The organism is Vibrio sp. S457-15 (assembly GCF_000960545.1).
Lineage (GTDB): Bacteria > Pseudomonadota > Gammaproteobacteria > Enterobacterales > Vibrionaceae > Vibrio > Vibrio parahaemolyticus.
This window is the reverse complement of record NZ_JYOQ01000114.1, coordinates 270,002-284,027: the sequence shown is the minus strand read 5'-3', so window position 1 is coordinate 284,027 and position 14,026 is coordinate 270,002. Positions and strand designations below refer to the sequence as shown.

The following is a 14,026-nucleotide window of genomic DNA, read 5'->3' as shown; positions in this document are numbered from 1 at the left end:
ATCGATCTTATTTAGCTTAGCAGTGAGAAATTGCGTTCTCCTTCCCTATCGGCGCTCTATCCGAAATCACCTTACCATCTTTGATCGTGATGATGCGTTTGGTGCGTTCTGCGAGGGCGTTATCGTGCGTCACGATGATCAATGTTCTGCCTTCAGCGTGAAGTTGATTGAACAAGGCTTCAATCTCTGCGCCGGATTTTGAATCCAATGCACCCGTTGGTTCATCCGCTAAGATGATTTGCGGATCGTTGACCAAGGCTCTTGCAATCGCGACCCTCTGTTTTTGACCGCCAGAAAGCTGGTTTGGTTTGTGGTCTAAACGATCCCCTAACCCGACTTGCTCTAGCAATTTGGCAGCGCGCTGGCGACGTTCTTTGGCTTTGATACCAGAGTAAACCAACGGCAGTGCCACGTTATCAAGCGCCGTCGCGTATTCCAATAAGTTAAAGCTTTGGAAGACAAATCCGATCTTTTGGTTACGAATGCCAGCCAGCTCATTCGCACTTAAACTTGCGACGTTTTGGCCGCCAAGTTGGTACTCGCCATCGGTGGGCTTATCTAAACAGCCGAGCATGTTCATCAACGTTGATTTGCCTGAACCGGACGGGCCAAGAATCGAAAGAAACTCGCCTTGATTAATGGTTAAGTCAACGCCGTCTAACGCGCGAACTTCCGCCTCCCCGCTTGAGTAGTATTTACAGATGTTGGTCAGCTCAACAAGCGGCTTGTTCGACATGTTCTTTCCAGAGTTATTGTTGTTATTCACTTTGTAGCGCCTCCAACGGGCTGACTTTTGCGGCTCGGTTTGCAGGTAACCATGCAGATGCCACACCAATGATCACTAAGGTGAGGATGACAATCGCGACAACGACCCACGACAACTCAGGGACAGGTTTACCCAGTTGGTCATAAAAAGCATTGCCCTCTAAAGGAATGGAACTGATGGCAGACACCAGCGCGTACGTCACGCCTAAGCCAAGCGCGCCCCCCATCATCATTGTCAATAAAGACTGCACTAAATAGTGCATGCGAATAGCCGTTGGGGTTGCACCGACTGCCATGCGCACACCGATATCACGCGTAGATCGCTTTACGGTGGCATACATCACATTGGCAATGCCGACGCCAGCAACAGCTAACGTCACGAAGCCGATAATGCCAAGAAAACTCTGCAAACCTATCAGAAACTGCTGCATACTCTTTTGCTTAAGGAACATATCATCGACTTGGACGACCTGTTCATCACTGACACTTGCCCCGTGCTTACGGGCAATCACTTGCCTTATCGTCTTTGCTAAGGCTTCTCGGTCTACATCCGCTTCTGGCTGCACATTGATGCCACCAATTTCACCGTTGACATGAAATCGCTTCCACGTCGCTAACGGCACAAAGCTGGAATAGTTGATAAGATCCCCCAGTTCTATTTGGGCGCTGTTTTTCTCCAATACGCCCACAACGGTGAACTCCTCATTGCCGATTTTTACCTTTTTCCCCACAGGGTTGACTTGCAATGTGACTGTCGCAAACCAACTAAAGTCCTCATTCGGGTTGAATAAGTCGGCTGCCAGTTCATAACCCAGTACAACGACTTTGCGCGTCTCTTTTTGATCGAGTGGATTTAACCATCGTCCCCCCACCATCGGCACCAAATTGGTCATGGATTGAAACTCGCTCGTGACCGCTAAGGGCTCTTGCCACGAGCTTCTGTCACCAACGGTGATGCGCTCTTTCCACTTCGCAGTTGGCGCAACACTTTTTACATCGGGTAACGCTCGAACGACCTCTGAATCGTCCATTTTTAATGTCAGAAATTTACCTTGGTGAAAAGCACCATGGTCGACGGTGGCCATCCCTCCGGTCAAATAGATCAAGTTGCCGTTACCATTTTGTGCGGTTTTCAATACGCCCTGACGAATACCCTCACCTACCGCCAACATAGCAGCGATACAGAGGGTCGCCCACGCTACAGCCAGAATGGTCAAACCCAATCTCAGCTTTTCTGCGGCCATTTCTTGGAAAATTTGTCTCATCGGTAACAACATGACTAAGCCCTCGCACTCAAAGCAATGACTGGCGTGAGACGCGATGCTCGCCTTGCTGGGAAATACGACGCCATCAATGCCAAGATAAGCGTCACAAGTAAAGACCAAGCAATGGAATCTGGCGTGATCACAGGTAAACCAATCCATTCCGGTAATGCCATGCTGCTTAAGACAGATACCACTGCATACGAAAACATCAGACCTAATGCCGTGCCCACGGCTACCAAAATAAGCCCTTCAAGAATAAACTGACTGAGTATGGATTTTTGAGTCGCCCCGATCGCCAAACGCACACCGATTTCACGCGTGCGCTCCGTGACGGATAAAAACATGATGTTGGCAACGCCAAGCGCACCGACCGCCATGGTCATCGCGCCGCTCGCTCCGAGAAAAATCTGAATGCCACGCAAAATTCCACTGATGACCGCCGCACCTTCACTAAAATCGGGTAATTCGACCGCGTCTTTATCACTTGGGTCAAAATGAAGCTGCTTGGCGAAAAAGTTCACGATATTTTGTCGAAACGACGGTGCATCCATCCCGTCTCTCGGCTTCATCAATACCATCCAAGGTTTCGCATCCCACAAATCGCGGTACGTTGTTTGAGGAATGAAAACCGTGCGGCTATCGCCGAATGAAATGCCAGCGTCCTCACCGACGGTGACACCAATCACCAAAAACGGAATGCCGTCGACTTTGAGCCTATCCCCGATTTGGATTCCGCCCATTTGCGCAATTTGATCGCCTAACACCGCCACGCGAGTGTGGTTGTCCATATCACTTGGTGACAGGTTTCTCGAACCGGATTGCAGCTTGCGTTGTATTAAAGGAAAGTAAGACGTATCAATACCGCTGACCGTACTCGATAAGTTCTGTCCTTTGAGATTGGTGATATTCGCATCCCATTTGGCGTAAACGCTTGACGCCTGTTGCACGAAGCCTGACTGTTTGATCATCTCGACTTTTTCTTGTGGAATATCAATTTGTCGTCTTGAAGCTAACCCTTGCCACGGTTTACTGGTACTCGACGGAAACACCACTTGCACATTGTTGACCATAAATGAAAACGACTGGGTCTGATGGCGATAAAAGCCTTCGCCAAGTGCGATTAACACCACCACAGAGATCACGCCCCAAGCAATCGCGATAATGGCTAGCACGCTCTTCATACGGTGCGCCATCAACGTTTGCCAAGTTTGCTGCAACAGGCTGCTCATGAATGAAAAGCCCGAGAGATCAACGCCATGGTATCGTCATCGAGTTTCCCTGCGGTTTGCAGTAAGCCGATTCTCTTACGCCAATAGCTGTACAAGTTGGTTTGTAGACTGTTTTTAGCCTCAAACAAGCTGTTGTGTGCACTGATAACTTCCGACACTTCAAGCAGACCAGCGTCGTAAAGTTTCTCTTTGCTTTGCAACACTCTGGCGCGCGACTCAACCAGCTCGTTCGCTATTAAAACTTGATTCCAATTGATATCGACCTGCGTAAACTGCTGAATAACTCGTTTCTGAATATCAATTTCCACTCTACGCATATCTTGCTTGGCACTTAAAATGTTCAACGATGCTTCGTCCACTTTCGCTCGCACTGCACCATTGAGGTCAATCGGCAAACTCAAACTAATCCCAGCGTTAAACTCGCCGTTTGAACGATTGTCACCATCGCTGTAGCCCACACTGCCTTTGACGGTTGGGTAGTATCCACCTCTAGCTGAATCTTTCGCGAACTCGCTCGCTTTCACCATCTGCGCCGCCACCAACAGCTCTGGACTGCTGTCTTTAGCCAGCTTTAGCCATTGCTCCTGAGAGTCCACCAGCATCGGCGGCTGAATCAAAGAATCCGTTCGAATTTGGTCGACACTCTCCGGCATTTGATTAATTAACGCCGCAAGCTCTGCTTTTTTCACTTCGAGATCGGCTTTTGCATTGAGGATACTTGCTTGCTCAGAAACTTGATTCGCTCGCATCTCTTCAACATCAACCGACTTCACTTTGCCTGCTCGATAGCGTTTCTCGATGATGTTGAGAAGTTCCTTCCCCTCCTCCAGCTTGGACTGCGCCAATTTGAGGTCGCCCTGTGCGCTTGCCACATCTAGGTAAGCGGTGAGCAACTTCTGCGCAAGCTCGTTATGTGATTGAGATAGCTCTAACTGTGCTTTGAGATAATTGGCATTCGCTTGATCCAGTTCCGACCACAAACTGCTATCCCAAATAGTTTGAGATAAGGTAGCGCCGTAACTGTTGGAATGGCTTGAGGACTCATTCCAATCCGCTGACGCACTGGCGCTTAAACCCGGCAGTAACGCACTGCGGCTACTCTGTACGCCAACCTCGCCAAGCTGGACGCCGATTTTCGCTTTTTCGTAATTTGGATCGTTCTGCTTTGCTTGTTGCCAAGCTTGTTCAATAGAAATTGCGTAGGTCGGCAAACTGAGCGTGGCAGCCAACAATGCAAAGGCGATTGTTGATCGTTGCAGCTTAACCATGCGCCGCTCCCATCATGCTGTTGTCGATAACCTCTTCATCAAGCTCCACGCCGTCAAGCACTTCGACATTGATGCCATCTGACAGACCGAGTTTCACAGGTTGTTTATGAAACCCTTGTTCTGAGCTGTCGGGGATCAGAACATTCGGTGCGTCACCATCAAATTGCAGAGCGCGCTCCGGTAGAGTGAGCACGTTTTCAGACTTCTTCAGAATGATTTGAGCCGTCGATGAAAAACCAGAACGAAGCAACACATCTTGTGGGAGCTTGAGTTCTCCCACTTCAACCTCAAAACCGTTATCAAAACTTTTTGCAGAAGCATTGCCCTCTGGTGAGTTAAGGTTCTCAGATTGAATCGCCACTTTGGTTAGCACACCAGAAATCGCCACATCAGGATAAGGCGCAACCGTCAACATAACGGGCATTCCCGGAGACAACTGCGCAGCATCATGCTCACTGACGCTACCTTTAAAAATCAGACTGTTCATGTCGGCCAATGACATCATTTCAGTCGCGGCTTGGCTTGATTGAGTCGAGATGATCGGCTCTCCGACCTCAACTTTCTGGTTGAGTACCGTGCCATCAATTGGCGCGTAGATCGTCGACGTTAAACGCGCATCACCGATAGACGCTTCACCACTGCGGATGAGTTCGAGATTCTGGCGCTTTTGCAATACGTCCGCTTGCGCAGATTTGACTGCCGAGCGCGCACTTACGTATTCGTCGTAGTTACTTGGAATAATGTCCTGCTTGACCAAGCTTTCTAAGTTGGACAGTTTTTGTTTGGCGGATTCCAGATCGGCTTCGCTACGCATGAGTTCTGCCGATGCATCCGTTAATGCTTGGGGAGTTGGGTTTGGACGCACTTTGATCAGCGGTTGGCCTTGCTTCACCTTTTCACCAACTTTCGCGTAAATTTCACCGACGATACCGTCGATTTGCGACTTGATAGACACAGAGTGTGCAGGGACAATTTTACCAACAGCCACCGCTTGTTTTTCAATCGTGCCTTTTTCCACAATCAATGTAGGCAGTAATTCTGGTTGAGCGGCAGATTGGAGATAGAAATACGTACCACCGCCGAGCAGCGCAATGCTCACAGCGGAGACAAGCCAACGTTTCGTCATTATTTATTCCAACAATTATTGGGTAGTCTAATGACTACTCCTAAAACACAAAGTTGAAGGAATAATATCCTGCTTTAATAGCGGTTTGGTTGTCACAGTTGGTATGGTTTTGTCAGTCGTCTCTGACAATCAAAGACTAAAGAATCATTCAACAAAGACATTGTCTACGATGGTGACTGACAAGCTCTGTAACCGCTTGTTTCAACCGCCACCTATTTTATTCTGAACAATGTGCAAAATGGCGCAGTTCTGTATCCTCCAATCGCATATCCATACAGTCTTGCGCCTCACGTCCTAGAGCAGGAAAAACTGCATGCGCTTTTAAAATGCCTTGGCTGATAAAGCCACATTTCTCCAACACACGGATACTCGCGTGGTTGCCAATATGCGGGGCGGTGCGAATGCGCGGTATACCCAAGCTTTGCAGGTAGACAACGCCAAGTTTGCAGGCTTGGGTTGCATAGCCTTTTCCCCGATAGCGAGCAGAAATACCAAAATGGATTTCACTGCTGTCTTGCTCAGGTATCAGCACCAGACAGCCTATAGGAGTTTGAGAAGTAAGTTCTTCAATGGTGAAGACTAATAGATTGGGAGACTTTTGATCATATTGAGCACGCCATCTTTCGATGGCTTCAAGGGTTTGATTAACATTTTGGTGGGCTTGGCGATTGAGGAAGCGGCATGCTTGCTCATCGCCTAAATAGTTTTCAAATAGAGGAGCAGCGTCTGTTGTTTTGAGGTGTCTGATTGCCACTTGTTGAGATTCAACTCTCATCATGGTTTAGCTCTGATAAACATTCGGTTTCCAGATTTGCATGAAGTTTTCTACTGGAGCAATAGGAGTGAACCCAAACTGTTCGTACAATCCATGAGCATCACGGGTTGCAAGCATCATACGGCGTAAGCCTTGTAGTTCTGGATGAACAAGAATTTCTGAGATCAACCACTTACTGATGCCTTTACCACGGTGTGCCTCCACAACAAACACATCGGCAAGGTACGCAAACGTGGTGCGATCGGTAATTAACCGAGCAAAAGCGACGAGTTGATTTCTGTCATCCAAAACCGCGAAACAGAACGAATGGCGCAATGACTTCTCAAGGCGTTCTCTTGGAATGCCCTTTCCCCAATAACTGTTTGAAATGAACTGGTAGATAACGTCTAAATCCATGTCATCTAACGACGTGGTAATTCGAAACCCTTGCATTGTATCCCTCAACATTGATTTATATTTTCTCAGCCATACAGACAAGCGAGTTGGCATTCGCCTCAAATGCTTGCGCTGACCAAGACTGGTACTTCTCTATGATTCTGAATCCCGCTTGTTCAAGGAAAACGTCTATGTCTTCCAGCGGACGATATTTTAAATCAATGCTGGAATGCTCAATCGTTCCACTTTCAAAATGGCGCTCTTTGTTCAAATACATGATGGACGTTTGCAAGTCATACTCGGCCTTCATACCGAAATAATTCACTTCACCATAGGTTGGAGAAACATAGGTTTGCCACAGCGCCATCTCATGATCCAATTCTAGATTCTCTGGCGTTGGTAACCGCGTATCGAAGACAAATCGCCCACCTTTTTCTAGGTGCTTAGATATTGAGCTCAGTGCGCCTGCCAGCATGTCGTCACTTAAAAAGGCTTGGAATGCATTCCCTGTCATTATGGCTAGGTCAAACTTCTTACCTAACGAAAACTGGGTTGCGTCGAGATGAAGAAAACGTAAGTTACTCCTACTTTTGGCTTTGTCCTTTGCGTGTTTGAGCATCCCTTCAGAAATATCAATGCCAATGGCTTCGTTGAGTTGCTCAGAGACTGGAATCGTGACAATGCCGGAACCACAACAGACATCCAATACACTTCGAGCATTGGTTTCTTCGATTAACCTTGTGATGAAAGCAATATCGTGATGGTAATGCTGCTCGTATTGGGCATCGTATTCAATGCCCGACCCGAACTCGGTTAAATCTTGTGTTTTCAAAAACAGTCCTTGTTTGTTACTTATTTCAGCGGTGTGACTTTTTCAGCTCTAGCATCAAGTATCGACACACATAACCAACACCAGATACGTAACCAATCACATTTTCTAAGGAAACCACTTCCAACCCCGCCTGCTGACAGAGTTGTTCAACTTCACTTTCGGTATATGCCGTATGCACGACCGATCCACTATAAGTATTTCGAGGCAAATCTTGTCCATCCGGATCGTGGTATTGAAAGCTGATAAAACATCGTCCATTCACCGTTAGCTTACGCGAAATGCACTCCAGCAGTTGTTGAGGCTCGGCTAGAAACTCAGTAAAACCAAGTGCGGTGATAAGATCGAAGGTTTGCTCAAACAAAGGGGAAAATGGCTCATCGAGGTTATGAACCGCGACACTTTGATAGAGGTTAGTTTGGCGCGCTTTATCAACCATTTTGGACGAGATGTCTAAGCCATGGATGGTGAGATCTGGATAGTGATTTTTTACGACATGACCGATACTGCCTGTCGCACAGGCTAGGTCGAGAGCCGAGCCTTGCTCGATGGGAAAGGTTTTTAACTTCCCAGAAATCCAACGTGGGCCGACGTAATGGCTGTCATCCACCAACTTTTGATAGCGCTCCGACACATCATCATACATTTTTGCTACGTTCATCGTTTCCTCCTTGATAACCAGAACGATGCTCGAATGTAACACGCAATACGCACCTAAGCACTTATTAAATGGCTAATTTTTTATGAAACGTAACCGGCTGGTTATTCAGCGCTAACCAGTAGAAATAGATGAAATTTTGAAAAGTATTGGCCCGTAATTCCGATGGAATTTTTAAGTGCATAAAGAGAAAATATGTCCTGATAATCTGTCTTAGATTATTCAGCTAATCTTATTTCCATCATTCTATTCGCTGTATATAAAAACAATATTTAAATTAACATAACAAACCTATCACTTATTATTTTTCATTTAAATAATGATTCTTATTTTTAATATCACTCTATAATTAAAGTGCTCAAATTCTCATGTTGTATTAACTTGAGGTTTAATTTATGAAACTAACTCCTTATTTAACCGCTGTTGTTTCGGTCTGCTACGCTTTTGGCGCGTTCGCAGCCGATGATTCAAAAGCACTTTTAGAAGATGCACTGAGTGCAGCGCCACCGACTATTCGCGATAAAGTAACAGTGATGGACTGGAATAATAATGTTCTGCAAGAAGGTTCTAGCCAATACACTTGCTTCCCAACACCACCTCAGTTGGAAGGCATTGCTCCAATGTGTATGGATGGTCCTTGGATGGAATGGGCAGACGCTTGGATGAACAAAAAACCTTTCCAAGCCAAAGCATTAGGCATTTCTTACATGTTAGCGGGTGATGGCGGTGCCAGTAACACCGACCCATTTGCAGAAGGGATGACGGACGATAATCAATGGATTGTGGAAGGACCACACTTGATGATTATTACCCCAGACCAAACGTTGCTGGACTCTCTACCAACCGACCCAAGTTATGGTGGCCCATACGTGATGTGGAAAGGCACGCCATACGCACACATTATGATTCCCGTTGGAGCGAGAAAATAAAAAGAAAAAATCCGATATTCAGTATTTTGAATATCGGATTTTTATTTCGTTATCGAGCCAACCAAATTCTCGCCAATATTCCTATCGGCGTTGTGATGCCTGTCGTAATAGAGGTCACTTCACCATTTCTTAAAATATAAATGGTTGGAGTCACGCTAATTTTCCATTCACGCATAATATCGCTTGAAGGATCGTTTATGTTTTCAAAACGATATTCTTTTGCCCGCATAAACTGCGCCACGCGCTCATTCGGCCCCGATGAGCCAGAAACGCCAACTACGGCATAGTCATCACTCAGCCAGCTCACGCTTGGGCTTACAAATTTACAAGCGGGACACCAAGTCGCCCAAAAGTAAACAACGACAGGTTGTTCATGACTTTGCGCGATTGCATCGAAGTATTCACCATCGCTCAATACTGAGCTCAATGGTGGTGCCTCCTGTTTCGGAATATCTTTGGTGCGATACCAATCCATCGCGATAGAAATAGCGGTGACAATGAGCACCACCTGTACGATTTGAACGAGCCAATATCGGAATGTTCTACGCTGCTTTGTCGAACTCATTGAATGGTTCCCCCACTCGCTTGTTTCACCGCGCTTAAAACAACATCATCAGTCAGAATAACAGGTAACGGGATACCTTGTGGCGCCGCCGGGCCATAGACGATGTTAAACGGCACACCGTAACGCCCATGAGCTCGTAAAAAGTCCGTTACCGAGCCGTCCGGATGTGTCCAATCCCCTTTTAACGTCGCCACATTAGGGCTTTGCAGCAATGAGTAGACAGGATCTTGCCAGATCACGCCGATCTTGTTCGCTTTACACGTGACACACCAATCCGCAGTCACATCCACAAACACCACTCGCCCATTATTGACGTGCTGTTCGATCGCCGAGTTAGAAAGCTTCTGCCATGTTAAGTCCTCAGGAAGCGGTGTCGCCCATTGATTTGCGGTGACACTGCCAAGTAGCAGCCCGCCAGCAATTAAGATAAGCGATGCAGAACCGGATACCATGAGTGCTTTATCGCCATGAACGCGTTTAACGCGAATCATCAGAACAATAAACGCGACTAAACCGACGAGAATGACCCAAAACACTGGTAAGTGATTGGCCATCAAAGACAGTAGCCAAACGCTGGTGGCCAACATCATCACACCAAATACGTCTTTGACCACGTTCATCCACTGACCCGGCTTCGGCAATTTAAGCGCAATGCTTGGGAAAATTGCCACCATAATCCAAGGCAACGCCATCCCCAAAGCTAAGGCGGTGAAAATTGCAAACAGCGTAACCACATCGGCACCCAAAGCAAACGCCACGGCCGTTCCTAGGAAAGGCGCAGAACACGGCGTAGCAAGCAAGGTTGCAAACATCCCTTGCACATAGTGTCCAGCTAACGAGTTGTCGCCTTTCGACGCGAGCCATGTACTGGAGCCAGACGAAAGACGGATTTGAAACAGTCCTAGCATGTTGGCGCCAAACAAACCTGTGACCAGAACCATCAATCCTAAAAACCAAGGACTTTGGAACTGAACGCCCCAACCAATGGCATTACCTGTCAGTTTGAGCGCCAAAATAAAACCAGCAAGAATCCAAAACGACGTTAAGATGCCAAGTGAAGACGCAACAAACTGAGCGCGGATTTGACGACGCTCGATACCTTGAGCGGCAACAATACTACTGAGCTTCATCCCCAAAACCGGAAGAACGCAAGGCATGATGTTGAGAATCAAACCACCGAGCAAAGCGAACAGAAAAATACTCACTAAAGACGTGCTCGGCAGTGGGTCTACTATCGCCTCAGCTATTGCTTGAGTGGTTTCTTCTGCCAACAAGTTGGCGTCTTTGATGGTCACAAACAGCGACTGATCACTTAACTCCACATCGCCTAACCAAGTATCCACCAAATAGCTCGCGGTAACGGTATTTCCCTCTTGATGTATACCTTCAAGCTTGAAGCTATAGTCTCGCGTTGCCTCATCGACACCGTCCACCAACACTTGTGGTTGGTTCCAACCTTGAGTGTTCGTGAGCTTGATTTGCAACTTCGATTGGTTTGCATCCCAACTTGCTTGAGTGACATCAATAAACGGCGATGGCTGGGGCACATTGCTCACCGCTTGGGCGTAACTGAACATCACCTGCTCGTCGATTTTCAGCTCAGATGGCAGGAAGGTCAGTTGAATTTGATAGTCCGTCAACACACAGATGGTGGTGCAGGAAGAGAGCGTGAGTACTGCATCAATCGTGACGGGTTTCGACATATCGTCGATATGCAGCGTCATTGGGAACAAAGTGTCACCTTTGTAACCGAGAGTCTCAATGCCCAATAACTCGAACTTTTGCGGATATGGCCATTGCCAATCAACCTTGCTCAGGTTTTGCGAGTTTTGCCAATCTATCGATGGCGCGACACCACCCTCGCCCGGCGATCGCCAGTAAGTTTTCCAGTCTCCGCTCAACTTAACATCCAAATAACCTGTAAGTGTTTTGGCTTGCGGATCTTGCTGACCAGTCAAAACAAAACGCGTTTGCACAGGCGGATGCTGTGGATTGGTCATCCATCCCGTGTCGGTAGTTTGCGCCGAGAGATTAAGAGAGAACAAACCCAACACCAACGCCATAAAGAATATGGACGCGAGTTGAGTCGCTTTAGTAATGTGATTCATAGTGATTCCTAATTAATAACAAGTGTAGAAAATGGCTGGCGTTTTCGGCCAGAATCACTTGTCATTCTCGGAACACACAAAAGGTAAGATGAATTCGATGTTTGTCGTAGATGGGCTCAGTCCATTGCCTTGCGTTAACAAAGGCACTGCATCGCCAAACTGCGGCTAAAACAATGCCAATGAACAAAACGACAATGAAGGCTTCGAGCTGATGCTGGGTAAACTGAATCAACTTTTCAGACAGTTCACACTTACTCAGCTCTTTGACTTTATCAGCTTTAACAACATGAGCATCATCGCTAGATAAAGCAGAAACCAAGGTTTGGTCATCACTCATCGAGCATGCCGAAACCAAACCAGAATTTTGCATCAGACACACGACGATGACCCAGCCAATCATTGTTAGCAGCCATTTCGCGCGCTTTTGAGGCGTGCCTTGTCGTGAAATCAATAAGCTCATAAAAAGTCAGATAAAGATGGAAACGCAGAAAATAATACGCAAGTTGTCGTAAAGCTCAAGTCGTTCGACCTTGCTTGCCGATATGATTGGTAAATAATTGTGATAACCTTAAACCCATCGCTTTTTGCAACACGCTCATTATGCTCAATAAAGTTAATCTCGCCGACATTCGCTCGTTTGTTTTGATCGCCCAACTTGGCAACTTCACCAAAGCGGCGGAAGCTCTGTCCGTTTCTCGATCTCACGTTTCTCGCCAGATCAGCGGACTTGAAGCGCAAATGGGCGTAACACTACTCAACCGAACCACACGCACGCTGCGTTTGACTCATGCCGGCGAGCGCTTTTATCACGACTGTGAAAAAGCTTTGCGAGACATCGACCAAGCGTTAATTGCCGCCGTCGATGATACTCAAGAGATTCGCGGCGTGATTCGAGTGAACTGTGTGGGTGGCTACATCGGCGAAGACATCATCGCCAAATACGTGTGTGAGTTTATGCAACAGTACCCGAACGTCAGCATTGACTTGGACTTTTCTTCGCCTCGTATTGATTTGATTGAAGATCAGTTTGATGTCGCATTTCGTATGGGGGAATTGGATGATGCAGGGTTTGTCGCGCGCAAGCTGATGACGGTTGACATGGTCACGCTCGCAAGCCCGAGCTATGTGCAGCAATATGGCATGCCAAAACACCCAAAAGAGCTGGCCGAACATCGAACTCTGACTGGTTCGGTTACGCGTTGGAACTATCGTAAAGCAGAGAACCCAAATGACCACGCCGATGTGGTCGTAAAAGGCAACTTGCGCTGTAAAAATGGACGAGCGTTAGTCATGGGCGCGCTGCACGGCAACGGCATTATTCGTGTTCCACTGAGTTACTGTGCAGAAGAAGTGGAGCTAGGCCAACTGATAAAAGTGATGCCAGATTGGGAAATCCCGTCGGTGCCCTTTTCCGCCATATTCCATCGAGATCGCTATCAACCGAAACGACTGCGAACTTTTATCGATTTCATCAAACAGAAGTTTGAAGATTCCTAATCTTACAGCTCAGCTCTCGCTAGATGGGATTCTCCAACTTGCCATAAATATAGGCCAATTCTGCGACGGTTTTGGCTGAGAACTTTTTCAGTAAGCTGGCTCGATGAACTTCCACCGTTCTCATTGCAATGCACAGCTCATCCGCAATTCGAATATTGCGCTTACCAGCAATGATCAAACGTAAGATATCTTTTTCGCGCGGCGTTAGTGATTCATACGCCGCTCTTGCCGCCACCATATCGAGGCTCGCCGCGGACTGCATCTGACCATTTAATATTGCTTGAGCCAGTTCATCGCCTTTGACTGGTTTTTGGAAAAAGTTGACCGCCCCAGCTTGCAACGCATCGACCGCCATCGGTACATCACCATGACCGGTCAGATAAATCACCGCTAATGGGCTGTGCGCCTCATTTAAAAATTGATGAACTTGCTGACCACGAAGGTTAGGCATTCGGCTATCAAGGATCACGCATCCGGCCTGATGAATGTTCACTTCGTCGAGAAAAGATTGCCCATCAGCAAAAGTCGTCACGTTAAAGTCATGCTCCTCCAGCATAAAAGCCAGCGAATCACGTACCGATTCATCATCGTCAACCACATAAACAGGCAGCTGCTTTTCACTGCTGATCATTAACTG

General features: G+C 47.1%; 15 protein-coding genes. 2 read left to right on the top strand and 13 right to left on the bottom strand.

Annotation, left to right across the window (positions count from 1 at the left end; translation table 11 throughout):
- Positions 1–16 precede the first annotated feature (16 nt).
- The 9 genes from UF05_RS10255 to UF05_RS10215 form a co-directional block, all read right to left on the bottom strand.
- Entirely contained in the window at positions 17–736 is a 720-nt protein-coding gene (locus tag UF05_RS10255) for an ABC transporter ATP-binding protein (protein WP_005457931.1), read from the bottom strand.
- 22 nt (positions 737–758) lie between these two features.
- Positions 759–2,042 carry an ABC transporter permease gene (locus UF05_RS10250; RefSeq protein WP_045545748.1) on the bottom strand — a complete coding sequence of 428 codons (1,284 nt, stop codon included), beginning with the start codon at positions 2,040–2,042 and terminating at the stop codon, positions 759–761.
- A 2-nt stretch (positions 2,043–2,044) separates the two neighbouring features.
- Positions 2,045–3,259, bottom strand: a complete 1,215-nt coding sequence (locus tag UF05_RS10245; protein WP_045545747.1) for an ABC transporter permease — start codon at positions 3,257–3,259, stop codon at positions 2,045–2,047.
- Positions 3,256–4,527 (bottom strand): TolC family protein, encoded by a 1,272-nt coding sequence (locus tag UF05_RS10240; RefSeq protein ID WP_045545746.1) that lies wholly within the window; start codon positions 4,525–4,527, stop codon positions 3,256–3,258. The genes UF05_RS10245 and UF05_RS10240 overlap by 4 nt, the downstream gene beginning before the upstream one ends.
- Entirely contained in the window at positions 4,520–5,653 is a 1,134-nt protein-coding gene (locus UF05_RS10235; RefSeq protein ID WP_045545745.1) for an efflux RND transporter periplasmic adaptor subunit, read from the bottom strand. The genes UF05_RS10240 and UF05_RS10235 overlap by 8 nt, the downstream gene beginning before the upstream one ends.
- Before the next feature lie 217 nt (positions 5,654–5,870).
- On the bottom strand, positions 5,871–6,431 hold the full coding sequence (locus tag UF05_RS10230; RefSeq protein WP_082064000.1) for a GNAT family N-acetyltransferase: 561 nt from the start codon (positions 6,429–6,431) through the stop codon (positions 5,871–5,873).
- 3 nt (positions 6,432–6,434) lie between these two features.
- Positions 6,435–6,860: a GNAT family N-acetyltransferase gene (locus UF05_RS10225; protein ID WP_045545744.1), complete on the bottom strand. Its 426-nt coding sequence runs from the start codon at positions 6,858–6,860 to the stop codon at positions 6,435–6,437.
- A gap of 19 nt (positions 6,861–6,879) precedes the next feature.
- Positions 6,880–7,635, bottom strand: coding sequence for a class I SAM-dependent methyltransferase (locus UF05_RS10220; RefSeq protein ID WP_045545743.1), 756 nt, complete (start codon positions 7,633–7,635; stop codon positions 6,880–6,882).
- 25 nt (positions 7,636–7,660) lie between these two features.
- On the bottom strand, positions 7,661–8,293 hold the full coding sequence (locus UF05_RS10215) for a class I SAM-dependent DNA methyltransferase (protein ID WP_023585293.1): 633 nt from the start codon (positions 8,291–8,293) through the stop codon (positions 7,661–7,663).
- Positions 8,294–8,685: 392 nt separating this feature from the next.
- Between UF05_RS10215 and UF05_RS10210 the strand changes: the two genes are divergently transcribed.
- Positions 8,686–9,219, top strand: coding sequence for a hypothetical protein (locus tag UF05_RS10210; RefSeq protein ID WP_045545742.1), 534 nt, complete (start codon positions 8,686–8,688; stop codon positions 9,217–9,219).
- Positions 9,220–9,268: 49 nt separating this feature from the next.
- On the opposite strand, the gene UF05_RS10205 is transcribed toward UF05_RS10210, so the two are convergent.
- The 3 genes from UF05_RS10205 to UF05_RS10195 all read right to left on the bottom strand — a co-directional run bounded on the left by UF05_RS10205 (position 9,269) and on the right by UF05_RS10195 (position 12,352).
- The gene (locus UF05_RS10205) at positions 9,269–9,784 is read right to left on the bottom strand and encodes a protein disulfide oxidoreductase (protein ID WP_045545741.1); all 516 of its coding nucleotides are present in this window, start codon (positions 9,782–9,784) and stop codon (positions 9,269–9,271) included.
- Positions 9,781–11,892 (bottom strand): protein-disulfide reductase DsbD family protein, encoded by a 2,112-nt coding sequence (locus tag UF05_RS10200; protein WP_045545740.1) that lies wholly within the window; start codon positions 11,890–11,892, stop codon positions 9,781–9,783. The genes UF05_RS10205 and UF05_RS10200 overlap by 4 nt, the downstream gene beginning before the upstream one ends.
- A 61-nt stretch (positions 11,893–11,953) precedes the next feature.
- Positions 11,954–12,352, bottom strand: a complete 399-nt coding sequence (locus tag UF05_RS10195; protein ID WP_045545739.1) for a hypothetical protein — start codon at positions 12,350–12,352, stop codon at positions 11,954–11,956.
- A gap of 140 nt (positions 12,353–12,492) precedes the next feature.
- Here UF05_RS10195 and UF05_RS10190 point away from each other — a divergent pair, with 140 nt between their 5' ends.
- The gene (locus tag UF05_RS10190; RefSeq protein ID WP_023585289.1) at positions 12,493–13,389 is read left to right on the top strand and encodes a LysR family transcriptional regulator; all 897 of its coding nucleotides are present in this window, start codon (positions 12,493–12,495) and stop codon (positions 13,387–13,389) included.
- Positions 13,390–13,408: 19 nt separating this feature from the next.
- Here the strand turns inward: UF05_RS10190 and UF05_RS10185 are convergent, their stop codons facing one another.
- Entirely contained in the window at positions 13,409–14,020 is a 612-nt protein-coding gene (locus tag UF05_RS10185) for a response regulator transcription factor (protein WP_045545738.1), read from the bottom strand.
- Between the last annotated feature and the right edge of the window lie 6 nt (positions 14,021–14,026).

What these genes read in the sequence shown, in the direction of transcription:
- UF05_RS10255 (WP_005457931.1), bottom strand. Translation starts at nt 736, where the DNA reads ATGTCGAACAAGCCGCTTGTTGAGCTGACCAACATCTGTAAATACTAC.
- UF05_RS10250 (WP_045545748.1), bottom strand. Translation starts at nt 2,042, where the DNA reads ATGTTGTTACCGATGAGACAAATTTTCCAAGAAATGGCCGCAGAAAAG.
- UF05_RS10245 (WP_045545747.1), bottom strand. Translation starts at nt 3,259, where the DNA reads ATGAGCAGCCTGTTGCAGCAAACTTGGCAAACGTTGATGGCGCACCGT.
- UF05_RS10240 (WP_045545746.1), bottom strand. Translation starts at nt 4,527, where the DNA reads ATGGTTAAGCTGCAACGATCAACAATCGCCTTTGCATTGTTGGCTGCC.
- UF05_RS10235 (WP_045545745.1), bottom strand. Translation starts at nt 5,653, where the DNA reads ATGACGAAACGTTGGCTTGTCTCCGCTGTGAGCATTGCGCTGCTCGGC.
- UF05_RS10230 (WP_082064000.1), bottom strand. Translation starts at nt 6,431, where the DNA reads ATGATGAGAGTTGAATCTCAACAAGTGGCAATCAGACACCTCAAAACA.
- UF05_RS10225 (WP_045545744.1), bottom strand. Translation starts at nt 6,860, where the DNA reads ATGCAAGGGTTTCGAATTACCACGTCGTTAGATGACATGGATTTAGAC.
- UF05_RS10215 (WP_023585293.1), bottom strand. Translation starts at nt 8,293, where the DNA reads ATGAACGTAGCAAAAATGTATGATGATGTGTCGGAGCGCTATCAAAAG.
- UF05_RS10210 (WP_045545742.1), top strand. Translation starts at nt 8,686, where the DNA reads ATGAAACTAACTCCTTATTTAACCGCTGTTGTTTCGGTCTGCTACGCT.
- UF05_RS10205 (WP_045545741.1), bottom strand. Translation starts at nt 9,784, where the DNA reads ATGAGTTCGACAAAGCAGCGTAGAACATTCCGATATTGGCTCGTTCAA.
- UF05_RS10200 (WP_045545740.1), bottom strand. Translation starts at nt 11,892, where the DNA reads ATGAATCACATTACTAAAGCGACTCAACTCGCGTCCATATTCTTTATG.
- UF05_RS10195 (WP_045545739.1), bottom strand. Translation starts at nt 12,352, where the DNA reads ATGAGCTTATTGATTTCACGACAAGGCACGCCTCAAAAGCGCGCGAAA.
- UF05_RS10190 (WP_023585289.1), top strand. Translation starts at nt 12,493, where the DNA reads ATGCTCAATAAAGTTAATCTCGCCGACATTCGCTCGTTTGTTTTGATC.
- UF05_RS10185 (WP_045545738.1), bottom strand. Translation starts at nt 14,020, where the DNA reads ATGATCAGCAGTGAAAAGCAGCTGCCTGTTTATGTGGTTGACGATGAT.